At 70.5% G+C, this 16,380-nt stretch carries 14 protein-coding genes; 8 read left to right on the top strand and 6 right to left on the bottom strand.

Features of this window, described 5'->3' with window-relative positions; genetic code table 11:
• Positions 1–362: 362 nt before the first annotated feature.
• The 7 genes from GA0116996_RS19340 to GA0116996_RS19370 all read left to right on the top strand — a co-directional run bounded on the left by GA0116996_RS19340 (position 363) and on the right by GA0116996_RS19370 (position 7,859).
• Positions 363–680: a YXWGXW repeat-containing protein gene (locus GA0116996_RS19340; protein ID WP_092314860.1), complete on the top strand. Its 318-nt coding sequence runs from the start codon at positions 363–365 to the stop codon at positions 678–680.
• 724 nt (positions 681–1,404) lie between these two features.
• Positions 1,405–2,385 carry a helix-turn-helix transcriptional regulator gene (locus GA0116996_RS19345; RefSeq protein ID WP_092314862.1) on the top strand — a complete coding sequence of 327 codons (981 nt, stop codon included), beginning with the start codon at positions 1,405–1,407 and terminating at the stop codon, positions 2,383–2,385.
• Positions 2,386–2,470: 85 nt separating this feature from the next.
• Positions 2,471–3,424: a glycosyltransferase family 2 protein gene (locus tag GA0116996_RS19350; RefSeq protein ID WP_092314864.1), complete on the top strand. Its 954-nt coding sequence runs from the start codon at positions 2,471–2,473 to the stop codon at positions 3,422–3,424.
• A gap of 107 nt (positions 3,425–3,531) precedes the next feature.
• Entirely contained in the window at positions 3,532–4,743 is a 1,212-nt protein-coding gene (gmd, locus tag GA0116996_RS19355; protein ID WP_208601260.1) for a GDP-mannose 4,6-dehydratase, read from the top strand.
• Positions 4,744–4,771: 28 nt separating this feature from the next.
• On the top strand, positions 4,772–5,764 hold the full coding sequence (locus GA0116996_RS19360; protein WP_092314866.1) for a GDP-L-fucose synthase family protein: 993 nt from the start codon (positions 4,772–4,774) through the stop codon (positions 5,762–5,764).
• A 23-nt stretch (positions 5,765–5,787) separates the two neighbouring features.
• On the top strand, positions 5,788–7,038 hold the full coding sequence (locus GA0116996_RS19365) for a glycosyltransferase WbuB (RefSeq protein ID WP_092314868.1): 1,251 nt from the start codon (positions 5,788–5,790) through the stop codon (positions 7,036–7,038).
• Between the two features lie 41 nt (positions 7,039–7,079).
• Positions 7,080–7,859 carry a class I SAM-dependent methyltransferase gene (locus GA0116996_RS19370; RefSeq protein WP_092314870.1) on the top strand — a complete coding sequence of 260 codons (780 nt, stop codon included), beginning with the start codon at positions 7,080–7,082 and terminating at the stop codon, positions 7,857–7,859.
• Positions 7,860–7,944: 85 nt separating this feature from the next.
• Here the strand turns inward: GA0116996_RS19370 and GA0116996_RS19375 are convergent, their stop codons facing one another.
• The 5 genes from GA0116996_RS19375 to GA0116996_RS19395 form a co-directional block, all read right to left on the bottom strand.
• Positions 7,945–9,168 (bottom strand): glycosyltransferase, encoded by a 1,224-nt coding sequence (locus GA0116996_RS19375; protein WP_092314872.1) that lies wholly within the window; start codon positions 9,166–9,168, stop codon positions 7,945–7,947.
• 61 nt (positions 9,169–9,229) lie between these two features.
• Positions 9,230–10,606 (bottom strand): hypothetical protein, encoded by a 1,377-nt coding sequence (locus tag GA0116996_RS19380; protein ID WP_092314874.1) that lies wholly within the window; start codon positions 10,604–10,606, stop codon positions 9,230–9,232.
• Entirely contained in the window at positions 10,600–11,790 is a 1,191-nt protein-coding gene (locus GA0116996_RS19385) for a glycosyltransferase family 4 protein (protein ID WP_092314876.1), read from the bottom strand. The genes GA0116996_RS19380 and GA0116996_RS19385 overlap by 7 nt, the downstream gene beginning before the upstream one ends.
• On the bottom strand, positions 11,787–13,052 hold the full coding sequence (locus tag GA0116996_RS19390) for a hypothetical protein (RefSeq protein WP_092314878.1): 1,266 nt from the start codon (positions 13,050–13,052) through the stop codon (positions 11,787–11,789). The genes GA0116996_RS19385 and GA0116996_RS19390 overlap by 4 nt, the downstream gene beginning before the upstream one ends.
• A complete protein-coding gene (locus GA0116996_RS19395) occupies positions 13,049–14,257 on the bottom strand; it encodes a glycosyltransferase (RefSeq protein WP_092314880.1) in 1,209 nt (402 codons plus the stop codon). Before GA0116996_RS19395 ends, GA0116996_RS19390 begins: the two co-directional genes overlap by 4 nt.
• A gap of 270 nt (positions 14,258–14,527) precedes the next feature.
• On the opposite strand from GA0116996_RS19395, the gene GA0116996_RS19400 reads away from it, so the two are divergent.
• The gene (locus tag GA0116996_RS19400; RefSeq protein WP_092315116.1) at positions 14,528–15,253 is read left to right on the top strand and encodes a polysaccharide deacetylase family protein; all 726 of its coding nucleotides are present in this window, start codon (positions 14,528–14,530) and stop codon (positions 15,251–15,253) included.
• On the opposite strand, the gene GA0116996_RS19405 is transcribed toward GA0116996_RS19400, so the two are convergent.
• Positions 15,250–16,374: a glycosyltransferase family 4 protein gene (locus GA0116996_RS19405; RefSeq protein WP_092314882.1), complete on the bottom strand. Its 1,125-nt coding sequence runs from the start codon at positions 16,372–16,374 to the stop codon at positions 15,250–15,252. The two genes, GA0116996_RS19400 and GA0116996_RS19405, sit on opposite strands and share 4 nt — an antisense overlap.
• Positions 16,375–16,380: the final 6 nt, after the last annotated feature.

A 16,380-nucleotide genomic window follows, 5' to 3' on the forward strand; every position in this document is an offset into this window, starting at 1 on the left:
ACCTTCGACGCGGTGCGCGCGGGCCGATCGACGGATCCGCCGTGTTGCCCGCAAAGCCTTGCCTGGCAAGGGTTTCCGGAGGGGCATGCGGGCGCTGCGGCGGCTGGCTCGAGCCGTCGCCCCATGTGAGACAGGCTTACAAGTGCAAGCGCGCAGCGCGGCCGCCGGCCGCTACATTGAAGCCGTGTCCAACGCGATCCCGCCAGGAGCCAAGATGAAACGAGCCCTCTCGCTGGTGGTGCTGCTGTCTACCACCGCCGCACTGCTTTCCGCCTGCATCGTGGTGCCCCCGCGCGGCGGCCCGCCGCCGCGCCACCACCATCACCACTACTGAATTCCGCCACCGCCCAAAGGAGCCCTCCATGAAACGCCAACTCCTGCTTGCTGCAGCCGTCCTTGCCACGGGCGGCGCCTTCGGACTGACCGCCCCTGCCGAAGCCCACCAGGCGCCGGTCGCCCGCGGCTACGGCCATCCGCCGCCGCCGCCGCGCTATGAGCCGCACCCGGCCGCGCGCCGCGGCCAGGTCTGGGTGCCGGGCCACTGGGAAGCGCGCGGCGGGCGCTACGCCTGGCGCGGCGGCTACTGGCAGCCGCAGCGCGTGGGCTACCGCTATGTGCCCGAGCGCTGGGTACGCGGCCCGCACGGCTGGGTCATGCGCCCGGGCCGCTGGGTACGCTGAGCCGGGCGGCCGGCGCCATCATCCCGCCGCGCGGCCTGCTCCCCACCGATGGGTGGTGGCAAGCCCGTCGCGGCCGGTGGCGCCGGCGCCGCAGCGCTCAACCATGGTGGTAGCCGCGCCTCATCCAGATGCACTAGACCATGTGCGCGACGTGCCGGCAAATCTGCCGGATTGATTTCACAACCAGCATTTCCGGGGCGCGTTTCATAATTGGAGCAGCACCGCTGATGGTGTATTCCGGACACCCCTCAATAGGGTTATAAAACCGTCATATCCGGCGAAAGATAATAGAATCTGTTTCAGATTTGCAACCAATTAAATTCTGAATGTCACATCGATGAAACCACCGGGAACGGCGCCAGCGCGGCGTTTCCGGAACTTGGCAGGTATAAATACGATGTATTTGAAAGGATTATGAAGGTCCTTTCATTCCCTCCTTCATTCCACCCCGTACCCCCTTGCTTGCATTCCCCTCCCCCACCCCATAAGATGAATTCCAACTGATTTAGGAGTAACAAGCACCCGGGTTCGGATTCGGGGTCATCCTTCCAGCCATGGGCAAGTTCCCGCCACAACAACGGAACCGCCCGGCATGGAAGCATGGGGGTCAGCCACAGAGCCAGTCACCAGTCACCAGCCAGCGCGGTGACGGCGGTCCTGTCACGTCTTCCATACGCAAAGCGCCCCACAGTCCGCCCCCGGGTAAAAACGGGGAGTGAAGTCCATGAATGCGTTGCTGATCGAGGAGCATCCGCTGCTCCGGCTCGGGCTGTTGCAAATGCTCGAGAACATCCAGGAATCCGCGCAGGTGGCGGCCATTGCACCCGCGGATATGGCCAGGCTGGACGCCCGGCACCAAAACGCCGACCTGCTCGTATTCGGCATGCCCGCCGACCCCGCGCCGGGCTGGGTGCTGCTGGAACAGGCCCGGCAGACGCTCGCGCCGCAACGCATCCTGATCCTCGCCGACACCCTGCCCTTGCATGTGCCCACCGCGGACAGCGCGCGCGGCATCTGCGGCTGCCTGCCCAAGTCCGCCTCGCTGGCAGTGATCGAGGCTGCCATCCGCATGGCCGTGTCGGGCGTACAGGGGCTGCTCTTCACCGCCGAGACCGGCACCCTGCCGTCGGCATCGCGCTCGGCCATGCCCGCCACGCAGTCACTCGCCTCGGCTGCGCCGCTGCCGCTCAGCGCCGCGCATCCGGCCCAACCGCCGGGGGAGCAGCTGGCGCTGGCGTCCTGCGCCAGCACCCCCCGCGCCGCCTTGCGTACCACCGTGGCGCTGCGCGACCTGACCGAGCTGCGGCCCGGCCAGCCGCTGTCCGCGGCGGCCCCGGCGGCGGTCTCACCCACACCCCCTGCCATGCCGCTGACCGAGGAAGAACCCGGCTACGACGAGGCTGAGATGCTGAAGATTACGCCGCGCCAGTACGAGGTGCTGGTGCTGCTGGCGCGCGGCTATCCGATCAAGACCGTCAGCCGCATGCTCAACATTTCGGTGGCGACGGTGAAGAGCCACGCCTGCACGCTGTACCAGCGGCTCAAGGTGCGCAACAAGGGCGAGGCGGTCTACGCCGCCCTGCAGCGCGGCGCCACGCTGGAATGGGTCAGCGGCGACGAACGCATCACGCGCGAAACCAATGGCGCCGGGGTAGCGCCAAGGCGCAACGAGCCGCCGTGCCAGGCGGTCAGGCCGGTGGTCTGATGCCGGCCTGAAGGTTTTGCCGCGCGCCGCGCCCGCACAGACGGGCCGGCGCCAAGCCGGCGCTTGCCGGACGGGAGGGGTCATCATGCAAGCAAGCACGTTCTTGCCCAGCTTTTCCGTGTGCGTCAGCACGCGCGACCATCCGGACGGATTGCGCCGGACCTTGCAGTCGATCGCGGCGTCGACCACGCCGCCGCACCAGCTGATCGTCTGCGACGACAGCAGCCACGACGCCACGCGCGCGCTGATGCGCGACGCCTACCCCGACATCCCCTGCCTGGACGGTCCACGGCGCGGCGCCGCCGCCAGCCGCAACCGCCTGCTGCGCGCGGCCACCGGCACCCATGTGCTGTTTCTGGACGACCACGCCACGCTGGGCCCGACCTTCCTGCAGCAGATGGGCGAGCGCCTCGCCGACGACTTCATCTACCGGGTCGCCGCGGGCGGCAACGCCGACGCGCTGGTGCTGACCGGCACGGCGATGCGCGCCGGCGAATGCCTGCGGCCGCAGCGCGAGGATTTCCTGGGGCAGCCGTTGCGCCAGCCGCCGCGCCGTGGCGCGCGGGCGCGGCCGCTGTGCGCGGTGGTGCTGCCAAGCACGGTATTCCCGCGCGCGCTGCTGGAGCGGCTGCCGTTCGACGAATGCCTCGATGCCGACTACGACGTCGCCGACCTGACCGGACGCGCGGTCTACGGCTGCGGCTGCCGTATCGAGCTGATTCCCAGCGCGGTCAATCAGCTCGACGCCCAGCGGCCGCCGCCCTGCGCCGGAAGCCCGGCCGCCGATGCCGCGCGCATGGTCACGATGCTGCACCGGTACTGGCGCAGCCAGCACCGCCACGACAAGGCCGCGCTGTTCATGATGCTGGCGTTGCCGCACAACCTGGGGCACCACCTGCACCGCAGCGGCTGGCGCGGCGTGGCGCCGTTCTGGGCCACCACGCGCCTGCTGTGGCAGCACTTGCGGCTTGCGCCCGGCCATGACGCCACCGCAGAGCGCGCCGGCGCCGAGGTCACGACACCGATGCCGCGCACCTGATCCGTGGCGCAGCGCCCACACGGCAGGCCGCCGTTGTGTGGGGTAGCAGACGGTGCGGCGCCGCAACGCGGCGCTACAGTCGCCCCACTTGCTAACGGATCAGAGCCATGGGCGCAAACGAGCTGGACACACTCGGTCATATCACCGCCACCGGGCCGGAACGAGCCGGGCCGCGCGGGCGCAACGGCGTCCGGCGTGCGCTGATCACGGGCATCACCGGGCAGGATGGCTCCTACCTGTGCGAACTGCTGCTGGGCAAGGGCTATGAAGTGCACGGCATCAAGCGGCGCAGTTCGCTGTTCAACACCGAGCGCATCGACCACCTGTACCAGGATCCGCAGGCGCAGGAGCGCCGGCTGATCCTGCACCACGGCGACATGACCGACACCGCCAGCCTGGTGCGCGTGGTGCAGCAGTCGCAGCCCGACGAGATCTACAACCTCGCCGCGCAGAGCCACGTGCAGGTCTCGTTCGAAGAGCCCGAATACACCGCCAACACCGACGCCATCGGCACGCTGCGCCTGCTCGAGGCGATCCGCATCCTGGGCATGGAAAAGCTCACGCGCTTCTACCAGGCCTCCACCTCCGAACTCTACGGGCTGGTGCAGGAGATCCCGCAGAAGGAAACCACGCCGTTCTATCCGCGCAGTCCGTATGCCGCGGCCAAGCTCTATGCCTACTGGATCACGGTGAACTACCGCGAGGCCTATGGCATGTACGCCTGCAACGGCATCCTGTTCAACCATGAAAGCCCGGTGCGCGGCGAGACCTTCGTCACCCGCAAGATCACGCGCGCGATCGCGCGCATCGCGCTGGGACTGCAGGAAACGCTGTACCTGGGCAATCTGTCGGCGCTGCGCGACTGGGGCCATGCGCGCGACTACGTCGAGATGCAGTGGCTGATGCTGCAGCAGGCGGCGGCCGAGGACTTCGTCATCGCCAGCGGCGAGCAGCACAGCGTGCGCGAGTTCGTGCAGCGCGCGGCGCGCGAGCTGGGCATCACCATCACCTTCCATGGCAGCGGCGTCGACGAGGTCGGCATCGTCGAGCATGTCGATCCGCCCGCGCGCGGCGGCGGCATCGCACCGGCGTGCAAGCCTGGCGAGATCGTGGTGCGGGTCGATCCGCGCTACTTCCGCCCGACCGAGGTGGAAACCCTGCTCGGCGATGCCAGCCGCGCGCGCGAGCGCCTGGGCTGGAGCCCGCGCATCGGCTTTGCCGAACTGGTCCGGGAAATGATCGAGGCCGACTACGCCGCGGCGCGCCGCGACGCGCTGGTCAGGCTGGCCGGCTTCCAGGCCTTCAACCATCTTGAGTAGCCGCGTGCACGGCCACCGCGAGGATCCCATGAACCAGGCCCTGGCAGCGCGCCCGCGCATCTTTGTCGCCGGCCATCGCGGCATGGTCGGCTCGGCCATCGAGCGTGCGTTGCGCGCGCAGGGCGGCGCCGACATCGTCACGCGCACGCACCTCGAGCTGGACCTGTGCGACCAGGCGCAGGTGCAGGCGTTCTTCGCCAGCCAGCGCATCGACGCGGTCTACCTGGCCGCCGCGCGGGTCGGCGGCATCCATGCCAACCACACCTACCCGGCCGAGTTCATCCAACAGAACCTCGCCATCGCCACCAACGTGATCCATGCCGCCTGGCAGGCCGGCGTGCGGCGGCTGCTGTTTCTGGGATCGAGCTGCATCTACCCGCGGCTGGCGCCGCAGCCGATTCCCGAAGCCGCGCTGCTGACCGGCGCGCTGGAGCCGACCAACGCGCCCTACGCCATCGCCAAGATCGCCGGCATCATGCTGTGCGACAGCTACAACCGCCAGTACGGCACCGATTACCGCTGCGTGATGCCGACCAACCTCTATGGGCCCGGCGACAACTACCACCCCGCCAACAGCCATGTGATACCCGGACTGGTGCGCCGCTTCCACGACGCCCGTCTGGCCGGCAGCCCGCGCGTGTCGGTGTGGGGCACCGGCAAGCCCTTGCGCGAATTCCTGCACGCGGACGACCTGGCGCGTGCCTGCCTGCATGTGATGGCGCTGTCCGCACCGGCCTACCGCGAGGCCGCGCCCGCGGGCTTGCTCAACGTCGGCAGCGACGACGAGGTCTCGATCGGCGCGCTGGCGGCACTGGTGGCGCAGGTCACCGGCTATCGCGGCACCATCGCTTTCGAAACCGACAAGCCCGACGGCACGCCGCGCAAGCGCCTCGACAGCAGCGCCATCATGCGCACCGGCTGGCGCCCGCGCATTGCGCTGCGCGACGGCCTGCGCGGCGTCTACGAAGAGGCCTGCCGCACCGGCACCTTGCGCGGCGGCATCGCGGCCGCGCTGGCCTGACCCCGAGCGCGCGCGGAGCGGCCATGAAGATCCTGATCTACTGCCAGAACTACGCGCCCGAACTGACCGGCATCGGCAAGTACACCGGCGAGCAGGCGCAATGGCTGGCCGCGCGCGGGCATGAGGTGCGCGTGGTCTGCGCCCCGCCGTACTACCCCGCATGGCGCGTCGGCGACGGCTACAGCGCCTGGCGCTATACGCGCGAGACGCACGGCGGCGTGACGGTCTACCGCGCCCCGGTGTGGGTGCCGCGCAAACCGTCCGGACTGCTGCGCATCCTGCACCTGATGAGCTTTGCGCTGAGCAGCATGCCGTGCATGGCGGCACAGCTGCGCTGGCGTCCCGACGTGATCTTCGCGGTCGAGCCCACGCTGATGTGCAGCCCGGCGGCGCTGCTGCTGGGCAGCTGCACGCGCGCGCGCACCTGGCTGCATGTGCAGGACCTGGAAGTCGATGCCGCGTTCGCGCTGGGGGTGCTGCGCCATCCGCTGCTGCGCCGCCTGGCCACGCGCATGGAGCGCGCGCTGACCACGCGCTACCACCGCGTCTCGACTATCTCGCAGGCAATGGCGGAGGCGCTGCGCGCCAAGGGCGTCAGCCCCGCGCGCCTGCAGCTGCTGCCCAACTGGGCCGACCTGCACGAGGCCCCGGCCGACGCGGCGCTGGCGTTCCGGCACGGCCTTGGCATTCCCGCCGACGCGGTGATCGCGCTGTACGCCGGCAACATGGGCAACAAGCAGGGCCTGGAAGTGCTCGCCGATGCCGCCCAGGCGCTGCAGGGCCACCCGCGCATCCACATGGTGCTGTGCGGCGACGGCAGCGGCCGCGCCGCGCTGCAGGCACGCTGCGCCGGCCTGGCACGCGTGCATTTCCTGCCGCTGCAGCCCCAGGCGCAGTTCCACGCCATGATGGCGGCCGCGGACATGCACCTGCTGCCGCAGCGCGCCGATGCCGCCGACCTGGTGATGCCGTCCAAGCTTACCGGCATGCTGGCGAGCCGGCGCGCGGTCATTGCCACCGCGCAGCCCGATACCGAGCTGGGCCGCCTGGTGGCCCGCGTGGGCGTGCTGGTGCCGCCCGGCGACGCCAGCGCGCTGGCGCACGCCATTGCCACCCTCGCCTGCCAGCCGCAGCGGCGCGCCATGCATGCCGCCGGGGGCCGTGCCTGGGCCGAAGCCCATCTCGGCCGCGACGCGGTGCTGGCGCAACTGGAATGCGCACTGCAGGCACTGGTATCGCCGCCTGCCGCGCAAGACGCCTCCGCGGTGGCCTGAGCGCCGCCGCGGCCAACGCAACGCCCAAGGGGGAACCCGACATGAGTCCTGACACCGCGACCACGCACCCCGCGCTGGTGCAACGCCTGATGCGAACCATCAAACCCCTGGTGCCCGCCTGGCTGCGCACCTACTACCACGTGCGCCGCGAGCAGCAGCATGACGCACGCTACGGCGCCAAGCCGCCGGGCGAAGTGTTTTCCGACGTTTACCACAGCAGCCTGTGGGGCGAGGCCGACGAGCCGGGCTTCTTCAGCGGCACCGGCTCGCACGATCCGCGCATCGTCGAGCCCTATGCCGAGGCGGTCACCGCGCTGCTGCGCGAACTGCCGCGCAAGCCCGACGTGGTCGACCTGGGCTGCGGCGACTTCCATATCGGCAGCCGCATCCGCCCCGCCTGCGGGCGCTATGTGGCCTGCGACGTGGTGGCGCCGCTGATCGCGGCCAACCGCGCGCGCTACGCCCATCTCGACGTGGATTTCCGCTGCCTCGACATTGCCGGCGACGAGCTGCCCGCGGGCGACGTGGTGTTCCTGCGCCAGGTGCTGCAGCACCTGGACAACGACAGGATCGCGCGCGTGCTGGCCAAGCTGCACCGCTACCAGGTGCTGGTGCTGACCGAACACCTGCCGCTGGCGCCGGACTTTCCGCCCAACGCCAAGAAGCGGCTGGGGGCCTCGACGCGCCTGGCGCGCATGGTGCCGAGCGGGGTGGTATTGACCGCGCCGCCGTTCAACCTGAAGCCGGTGCACAGCCGCGTGCTGTGCGAGGTGCGCAAAGGCGCGGGCGTGATCCAGACCGTCGCCTACATCCTGCATTGAGCCGGCGCCCGCGCAACGGCTGCGTTGTGCGGGCCTGCCCCCGGGCCCGCCGGGGTCTGCTGATCCCAACTGATCTCGACTGGTCTCAGCTGGCCTCGGCCTCCGCCGCCGCAGTGGCCGAGGCCGGGGCCAGCGCGGCCAGGTAGATGGCTTCGTACTGGTCCAGCGCGCGTTCCGCGGAGAAATGCCGCACCCACGCCAGCGAGTCGGCCGAGAGCTGGTCGAGCCGCGCCTGTGGCCACGACAGCAGCTCCATCAGCACGCCCACGTTGCGCCGGGCCCAGGCCTGCGCCTGGTCCGGTTCCATCGGCTCCATCAGCAGCGCCAGGCCGCCGCCGATCTCCTGCATCGGCGCCCGCGCCGTGGTCAGCACCGGGATGCCGCATGCCATGGCCTCGATCACGGGCCAGCCGAAGCCCTCTTCCAGGCTCGGGAACAGCAGCACCGCCGCAAGCGCATAGGCGGCGTGCACGGCCGCGGTGGACATGCCCTCCAGGAAGCGCACCTTGCCGCCCAGCCGCTCCGCGCCGGCGGCCAGCTCGCGCATGGCGGGAGTCGGCTCGGGGCCGATCATCCACAGCGGGCGCGGCGCCGCAGCGGCACCGCTGCCGCCGCCCGCGCTGCTGGCCTCGCAATAGGCCTGGTATAGCGCCAGCACGCCTTCGCGGTTCTTGTACCACTGGTTGCCGCCGATATGGACCAGCATGCCGGGCTCGATATCGTCGATGCTGGCCGCGCGCAGGCGGCGCATGGCGACATCCGGCGCGAGCGGGCGGAACGGGTAGTTGAGGCCGTTGTGCACCACCCGCACGCGCGGCCTCGGCCCCGGATGCAGGCGCAGCAGGTCGTGCGCGGTCTTCTCTGACACCGCGACAAAGTTCCGCCCCAGCCCGATGCCGCGCAGGATCAGCGCCTGGTAGAGCCGCCCGCTGGCCGACAGCTGGCGCCCGGGAAACTCGCCGGCGGCGGTGCGCTGCGCGATGAAGTCGTGGCAGTGGATCACATGCGGGCGCCGGTGCAGCAGCCACATCCACATGCCCAGCGAATGGTCGGTCAGCACCACCAGCGCGCCGGCGCCCTCGCGCCGCAGCCGCCACCACGCCCACGCGGGAAACAGCATGTACTGGTCGACATAGCCCAGCCACTTGCGCAGGCCCGGGCGCGTCGACAGCCGCACCAGCACGGCGGGCGGGGTCCATAGCTGGGCCTCGTGGCCGCGCTCGCGCATGCCCTCGACGATCATGGCCGCGAAGCGGTCCATGCTGTGGCTGCCGAAAAAGACGGGATGACCGAACAGGATAAGCCTCATATTGCTTTTCTTCGCGGATCGATGTGGATGCCCGATGGGATGCGTGGCCCGCAGCGTGCCGCTAGCGCGCGTGTCGTCGCCGCGGCCGTGCGCGCTTGTTCGCGCCCGTCAGCCGCCCCTGCCGCTCCAGCCGCGTGACCGCCATGGTGAAGCCGACAAAGAGAAAGCCCAGCACGTTGGCGGTCAGCTGGCCGATCAGCGACCACGTCAGCAGGCACAGCGTGCTCACCAGCCACAGCAGGATGGCAAAGCAGTTGCCGGTGCGGCGCGCCGCGCCGACCGCAAGCCACATGCCGGCCACGCACACGGCGAACTTCAGCGCCACGTACAGATAGCCCAGCAGGCCGGCCTCCTCGATGGTGCGCCCGGTCTCGGTCTCGGACAGCATGAAGGTGATTTCGCCGCGCTCGAGATAGCTGGCCAGGTTGCTGCCGCGCCCCAGCCCCGCGCCCAGCAGGGTCGGCCTGGCATAGGCCTCGCTCTCGCCCAGGAACATGGTGCCGACGCGGTCGCCGAAGTCTTCGTCTTCGGCGGCGTCGTGGAAGCGCTGCGCCGTGCTTTCGACGGACTCGCTGAACACGGCCATGCCGACCGCCCCCATCACCATCGCCGCGCCGAGCCAGACCAGCACGCGGCGCCTGGCCAAGCTGCGCCCGAACATCAGGGTGCACAGCGCCGCCACTGCGAACAGGCCCGGCAGCAGCAGCACGGTGGCGCGCGAACCGCTGACCAGCACGCTGACCAGCAGGCTGCCCAGCACCACCAGCGCATACAGCCAGTGCCGCTTGCCGTCGCCGCCGAGCACGTATTGCAGTGCGATCGGCATGGTGATCGCCAGGAAGGTGGTATAGCCCAGCGTGAACGAGAAGGTGCCGGTAGTGCGCACGATGTCGCCGACCATCATGAAGACCCGGTCTTCGTCGCCGTCGACCTGCCGGTTCAGGAAGCTGCCGGGCGGCAGGAAGTGCTGCATCACCACCAGCGGCGCCATCAGCACCATCAGCACCAGCGTGGTCTTGCAGATCGCCGCAACGTCCTCGGGCTCGAGCAGCAGCGCCGCTGCCACGCCGAACCATACATAGAGCAGCCAGAAACGCAGCCCGACCAGCATGATGGCGAGCGTGCCGTCGCCGGCGATGGTCTGCACCAGCCCCCACGCCAGCACCAGCGCGCTCCACAGCAGCAGCAGCCGCATTGCCGGCCGCGCCGGCGTGAAGCCGCCATAGCGCATCGCGTAGTAGATGCCATAGACCGCCAGCAGGTCGCGCAGCAGCACCAGCGGCAGGCTCAGCGAGCCCGCCACCCACTTGCGCGCCGCGCCTTCCAGGACGGCCACCAGGAACACCAGCAGGAACACGGTGCCGAAGGTGGTGCGGGCATGCCGGCGGATGCGCGAGCGCGCCAGCGGCGCCAGGGGTGCGGCGGAGTGGCTCAGCATAGCGTCGCGATGGTTGCGACCGCGGCGCGGCGATACCTGGCCCAGGTGTACTTCTCCCCGGCCAGGCTCGCGTAAGGGCGCGCCTCGTCCAGGCTGGCGCGTACCGTGGCAAGCTCCAGCATGCGGTCATACAAGGATTGCGCGCTGACCTGGACGACCCAGCCCGCGCGCGGGAATTCCCGCAGGATCTCCTTGGCCCCGACCCGCTCCGACACCAGCGCCGGCGTGCCGCAGGCGAGCGCCTCGGCCACCACCATGCCGAAGGAATCGAAGCGCGACGGCAGCACCAGGCAATCGGCGTCAGCCAGCTCCTGGTAGAGCGCCGGTTGCGGCAGCGCGCCGAGCAGCGTGACCCCGGGCGTCGACGCCAGTGCCGCGGCCAGCGCGGGCTCGGCGCCGCCGCCGGCCACCGCGAGCTCGGCCTCGGGCACGCGCGCGCGCACCATGGCGAAGGCCTGTTGCAGCAGGTCGACCGCCTTGAGCGTGGTCAGCCCGCCGGCATACAGGAAGCGCGTGCCGGCGCGCGTGCGCCGGCGCTGCACGTTGCCGGGCAGGCTGGCGCCGAGCAGGATCGGTCTGAGCTTGGCGTCCGGCACGCCGGCCTGGGCATAGGTCTGCGCGGCGAATTCGGAGCAGGTGATGACCAGGTCCGCCAGTTCCACCTCGCGGTCCTTGCGCGCGTCGATGCAGGCCAGGTAGGGATCGGGCTGCAGCCCCAGCAGGGCCGCCGCCGTCGCGCGATGCACCGCCGGCGCGTCGAGCACGCAGCGCGCGCCGATACGGCGGGCCGCCTCGAAGGTCTGCATCGCCGAGTTCTCGTAGGCCACCACCACGTCGGGGCGCAGCGCCTCGACGCGCCGCGCCGCCCATGCATCGAACAGGTGGAACACGCGGTGCGCATAGGCCGACTGCGACATGCGCAAAAAGCGGTTGAGCCCGACGCGGCGGTGCAGCCCCAGCTTGAGCATGGCCGGAAAGCACAGCGGGTGGCGGCGCAGGGCCTGCGGGATGCCGACCTCGCGCACCTTGGCGCCGAGCGCCGGCGGCAGCCACCACGGCACCGGCTCGCCCGGCCCGCGCACCGGCACGCCCGACCAGTACTGGCACAGCAGCCCCTGCTCGTGGAGCGCCTGCGCCATCTGGTGCGAATGCTGCAGGCCGGGGTGGGTGACCAGGACCTTCATGGGCGGCCCCCGTCGACGCTCAGCACCGGCGGCGGCAGCAGCCGCCCGGCACGGATCGCGCCCGCCAGCTCGCACAGCACCGCGGCGCCAAGCCCGGACGCCAGGCCGGCCTCGAACCACAGCACGCCGCGCAGCGTGGTCAGGTCGAGCAGGTGAGGCGCGACCAGGCACCAGGCGATCACCACCGGCACCTGCATGTAGTTGAAGTGGTTCAGGCCGCGGTTGGCCAGCAGTTCCCAGGCCACCCCGGCAATGCTGTAGGCGCCGGCGCCCAGGCAGGCGATCAGCAGCTCGGAGCTCAGGCCGGCGTAGTTGGCCCCGACCAGGCGCAGCAGCAGCCCGGGCCACAACCAGGCCAGCAGCACCAGCGTGCCGGCCGGCAGCGAACCCAGCAGCAGCCAGCCCAGGTACTGGCGCAGCACGTGCTCGCGCGCCTGCGCGAAGCGCGGCACGACATACGCGCCCACCACGATGCTGACCGGCACCAGCAGCTGGCCGATGCGCGACAGCGCGCCGATCGCCGCGGTCTGGCTGACCGCGCCATAGAACGCGACGATGGCGAAGGCGAACTGCGACTGCAGGCAATAGAACGCGTCCATGGGAATCTGGCGGCGCGTGATGGCGCGGATCGAACGCTGGTCCTCGGCCACCGGCTCGGCGGCCCGCGCTGGCAGCTCGCGGCGCAGCCAGCGGCGCACGAACGGCACGCGCAGGCCGGCGAAGAGCGTGTTGACCAGGCTGGCGGCCAGTGCGCTCTGCCATCCCAGCAGGTAGACGCCCCATGACAGCAGCAGCCGCGCGCCCGACAGGCTGGCATCGAGCGCCTGCAGCGCCGGTGCGCGGTTGGCGAACAGCAGCACCTGGTCCACCACGCGCGACTGCATGTCGAAATACCACATCGTCAGCAGCGTCAGCAGCAACGCGGCAATCAACGCCAGCGATGCATGGTTGCGGTACATCAGCACGCCGGCGACGATCAGCAGCGGCGGCAGCAGGAAGGCCGAGATGCGCTTGCGCTGCGCCAGCGCGGCGCGCGTGGCCTGCGCCGCGCGCTCGCGGTCTGGCCAGGTGCGCCCCAGGATGGCATTCAGCCCGAAATGGATGCCACCCTTGGTGACGATCGACATGGCGCCGACGATGGCGCCGGTGACGGTATAGATCGCGTAGTCGCCGACGCTGAGCCAGTGCGCCAGCAGCAGGCCGGTGATGGCGCCGAGCCCCTGCGACAGCACCGCGAAGACGAAGATGCGCAGCGCTTTCATGGCGTGCCGCCCGGCGTGGCGCTGGTGGCGGCGGCATCGGCGGCAGGCGCCGGCACCGGCCGCTCGCTCAGGATCTCCAGCAGCCGCTGCGCGCTCTGGCGCACCTCGAAGCGTCGCTGGAAGCAGGCTTGCGCCTGCGCCCGCATGCGCGCCTGCGCGCCGGGATCGGCCTGCAGCCACTGGCGCAGGCACGCGCCGGTGCCCTCGGCGGAATCGGCGCCGGCCAGTCCGGCGCCGTCGGCAACGATTTCGCGCCAGATATTGACCTTGTCCGAAATCAGCACCGGCACGCCGCAGCCCAGCGCCTCGGCCACGGCCACGCCAAAGTTCTCCTGGTGCGACGGCAGCGCAAAGACTTCGGCCGCGTGATAGGCGCCCCACTTCAGGTCGCCCGACAGCATGCCGGTCCAGCTTAGCCGCTGCGCCAGCCCCAGGCGTTCGGCCTGGCGCACCAGCCGCTCGCGCAGCGCCGCCTCCACCGGCCCTGCCAGCACCAGCTGCAGCCGCGGCTCGGCACCGGCCACACCGGCAAAGGCTTCGACCAGCAGGTCGCACCCCTTCTTTTCGTGGATCCGGCCGAGAAACAGCACGATGCGCTTGCCGCGCAGTGCCGGAAACGCAGTGAAGAACGCCTCGCGCAACGGCACGGCCGCGGTGGGTGGCTGCGCGGTGCCGTAGCCGGCCACCAGCTCGCGGCAGCGATAGGGCCAGAACGCGTTGCGCGAACGCCGCTGCTCTTCCTCGCAGGTGAACAGCACCGCGCGCGCGCCGCGCAGCACCCAGTACTCACCCAGCAGCCAGTACAGGCTCTTCTTGACGTGCTTGAGCGGATAGCGTTCGCGGAACCACGGATCGAGCATGCCGTGGGTATAGACAAAGTACGGCACCTCGCTGCCGCGCAGCGCGAGGCAGGTAGCGAGCGCATGGAACTGCCACAGGCCTTCGACCAGCACTGCGTCGTAGTCCGCCGCATGGGCGCGCAGCCATGTCAGCATCCTCGGGTTGAAGCCGTACTTGGTCGGGGTCGGGCCCAGTGCGACCACGTTCATCTCGCTGGCGCGCACGAACGGTGCGTCGGGTGCATCGCCGCAGCAGACGTCGATCTGGGCGCCGCGTTCGCGCAGCGGCTGGCGCAATTGGCGGATGCCCTCGATGGGGCCGCCCCCGGCAGGGTCGATGGAGGGTATGACGTGCAGCAATCTCATGGTGCAGGCGATCTCCGGAATCCGCGCGTCGTGCCCGCTGTGTGCCTGGCACTGGTTCCCCGGCTGGCGCCATTGGCAAGCGGGGCCATACGTCCTCGTGCCCGCAGCATGAGCCAGCGCGCCCGCGGCCTCTGTTCGCTGCCACACACCCGCGCCGGCCAGTGCCGGCGCCGCCAGGGCAATGTGGACCAGCGCACCGAGCCGGCCCCCGCAGCGCACCAGAATGGCCTGCACCGGCGCCATCCGCATGGCGCGCACCTGGTCCCTGCCATGCCGATTCCGATCCTGATGTACCACCAGATCGACGCACCGCCGCCACGCCGCTCGCCCGGGCGCGGGCTGTGGGTGCCGCCCGCGCGCTTTCGCCGCCAGATGCGCCTGATGCACTGGCTTGGCTATCGCGGCCTGAGCGTGCGCGACCTGATGCCGTACCTGCACGGCGAGCGCAGCGGCAAGGTCTTCGGCATCACCTTCGACGACGGCTTCCGCAATGTGTTCGAGCACGCCATGCCCGCGCTGGATGCGCTCGGCTTCACCGCCACCAATTACTTTGTCTCGCGCCAGCTGTCGGGCAGCAATGTCTGGGACCGCGACCTGGGCATCCGCCCCGCGGCGCTGATGAGCGTGGCGCAGATGCGCGCGTGGCACCAGGGCGGGCATGAGGTCGGCTCGCATACGCTGGACCATGTCGACCTGCGCCGCATGGCGCCGCACGAGGCGCGCCGGCAGATCGCCGCGTCCAAGGACGAGCTGGAACAGTGGCTTGGCGTGCCGGTGACGGCCTTCTGCTATCCCTATGGCAGCCAGGACGCCGCGCACCGGCAGATGGTGCGCGAGGCGGGCTATGCCAACGCCACCATCACGGCGCGCGGGCTGGCCCGCGCCAGCGACGACCCGTTCGGCCTGCCCCGCGTCAGCGTCTATTGCGCCACCGGCATGTTCGGCTTCCTGCGCAAATGCCTGACCGCGCACGAGGACCGCTGGCGCGAAGCCTAGCGGCCAGCTTCGGAACCCTGCTGCTCGGTGCTGAACGGTACGGGCTCGCGCGGCTCGCTGGGATGCTGCGTGAAGCGCGCGATGGCCTCGGCATAGCGCTGCGCCACCGCCTTGCGTTCATGCTCGCGCAGGAACTGGCGCGTACCGGCTTCGTCCCGGCGCGACGCGCCGGCCAGCACCGCGGCCATGGCCGCGTGCAGCGGCTCGGGCGCCGGCTCGACCACCCAGCCGAAGTCGCCGACCGCTTCGGGCAGGCCCCCGCGCTGGCTGACGATCACTTCGCAGCCCGCCGCCAGGCCTTCCAGCGCGACGATGCCAAACGACTCATAGCCCAACGACGGCGCCACCAGGCATCGATGCCGGCCCAGCAGCGCCGCCACGCCGGCGGCGCACTGGCAGCCGGCAAAGTGCACCGCGGCCGCGCAGCCAAGCCCGTCGGCCAGGCGCGCCAGCGCTTCGCGCTCGGGACCGTCACCGACGATGGTCAGCCGCGCATGCGGCTGGCGCGCATGCAGGCGCGCAAAGCTGCGCACCAGCAGGTCCACGCCTTTCTCCGACACCAGCCGACCAACGAAGATGAAGCTTCCCGGCGGCCGCGCGTCGGCGGGCGGCGCCGCCGCGAACAGTTCGTCGCGATAGCCGTTGTGGATCACCAGCGGCTGGCCCGGCAGCCAGCCGGCCAGGTAGTGGCTGACGCAGATGCCGTCGTAGAAGCGCGACAGCCAGCGCTTGATCGCACCGGTCCAGGTGCCGCGCGTGTGGCCATGGACCACGTAGGGGCCGTGGTGCGTCAGCACGATGCGCCGGCGCAGCGCGCTGGCCAGCATCACGTCGTAAAAGGTCAGGCCGACAAACAGCACGCGCCGGTGGCGCAGCATGGCGCGCGCAAGCTGCAGCTTGCCGCTGACCCGGGTCACGGCGAACGGGAAGGTAGTGGGGTCGTGCGGCGTGCCCGGCGTGCGCGTGGCCACTTCGACCGGATAGCCCAGCTCCGCCAGCCCGCTCGCCAGCTCCTCGGCGAACCGCTCCATGCCGCCGACCAACGGATGGAAGGGGGCGCTGTAGATCAGGATGCTTGGCAGCGGCGCAGAAGTTTCGCGCAGCGGCAAGGGATGCATCATCGCGTC

Source organism: Cupriavidus alkaliphilus (genome assembly GCF_900094595.1).
GTDB lineage: Bacteria > Pseudomonadota > Gammaproteobacteria > Burkholderiales > Burkholderiaceae > Cupriavidus > Cupriavidus alkaliphilus.

Excerpts from the sequence above, each read along its gene's own strand:
- GA0116996_RS19340 (WP_092314860.1), top strand. The coding sequence starts at position 363 with ATGAAACGCCAACTCCTGCTTGCTGCAGCCGTCCTTGCCACGGGCGGC.
- GA0116996_RS19345 (WP_092314862.1), top strand. The coding sequence starts at position 1,405 with ATGAATGCGTTGCTGATCGAGGAGCATCCGCTGCTCCGGCTCGGGCTG.
- GA0116996_RS19350 (WP_092314864.1), top strand. The coding sequence starts at position 2,471 with ATGCAAGCAAGCACGTTCTTGCCCAGCTTTTCCGTGTGCGTCAGCACG.
- gmd (WP_208601260.1), top strand. The coding sequence starts at position 3,532 with ATGGGCGCAAACGAGCTGGACACACTCGGTCATATCACCGCCACCGGG.
- GA0116996_RS19360 (WP_092314866.1), top strand. The coding sequence starts at position 4,772 with ATGAACCAGGCCCTGGCAGCGCGCCCGCGCATCTTTGTCGCCGGCCAT.
- GA0116996_RS19365 (WP_092314868.1), top strand. The coding sequence starts at position 5,788 with ATGAAGATCCTGATCTACTGCCAGAACTACGCGCCCGAACTGACCGGC.
- GA0116996_RS19370 (WP_092314870.1), top strand. The coding sequence starts at position 7,080 with ATGAGTCCTGACACCGCGACCACGCACCCCGCGCTGGTGCAACGCCTG.
- GA0116996_RS19375 (WP_092314872.1), bottom strand. The coding sequence starts at position 9,168 with ATGAGGCTTATCCTGTTCGGTCATCCCGTCTTTTTCGGCAGCCACAGC.
- GA0116996_RS19380 (WP_092314874.1), bottom strand. The coding sequence starts at position 10,606 with ATGCTGAGCCACTCCGCCGCACCCCTGGCGCCGCTGGCGCGCTCGCGC.
- GA0116996_RS19385 (WP_092314876.1), bottom strand. The coding sequence starts at position 11,790 with ATGAAGGTCCTGGTCACCCACCCCGGCCTGCAGCATTCGCACCAGATG.
- GA0116996_RS19390 (WP_092314878.1), bottom strand. The coding sequence starts at position 13,052 with ATGAAAGCGCTGCGCATCTTCGTCTTCGCGGTGCTGTCGCAGGGGCTC.
- GA0116996_RS19395 (WP_092314880.1), bottom strand. The coding sequence starts at position 14,257 with ATGAGATTGCTGCACGTCATACCCTCCATCGACCCTGCCGGGGGCGGC.
- GA0116996_RS19400 (WP_092315116.1), top strand. The coding sequence starts at position 14,528 with ATGCCGATTCCGATCCTGATGTACCACCAGATCGACGCACCGCCGCCA.
- GA0116996_RS19405 (WP_092314882.1), bottom strand. The coding sequence starts at position 16,374 with ATGATGCATCCCTTGCCGCTGCGCGAAACTTCTGCGCCGCTGCCAAGC.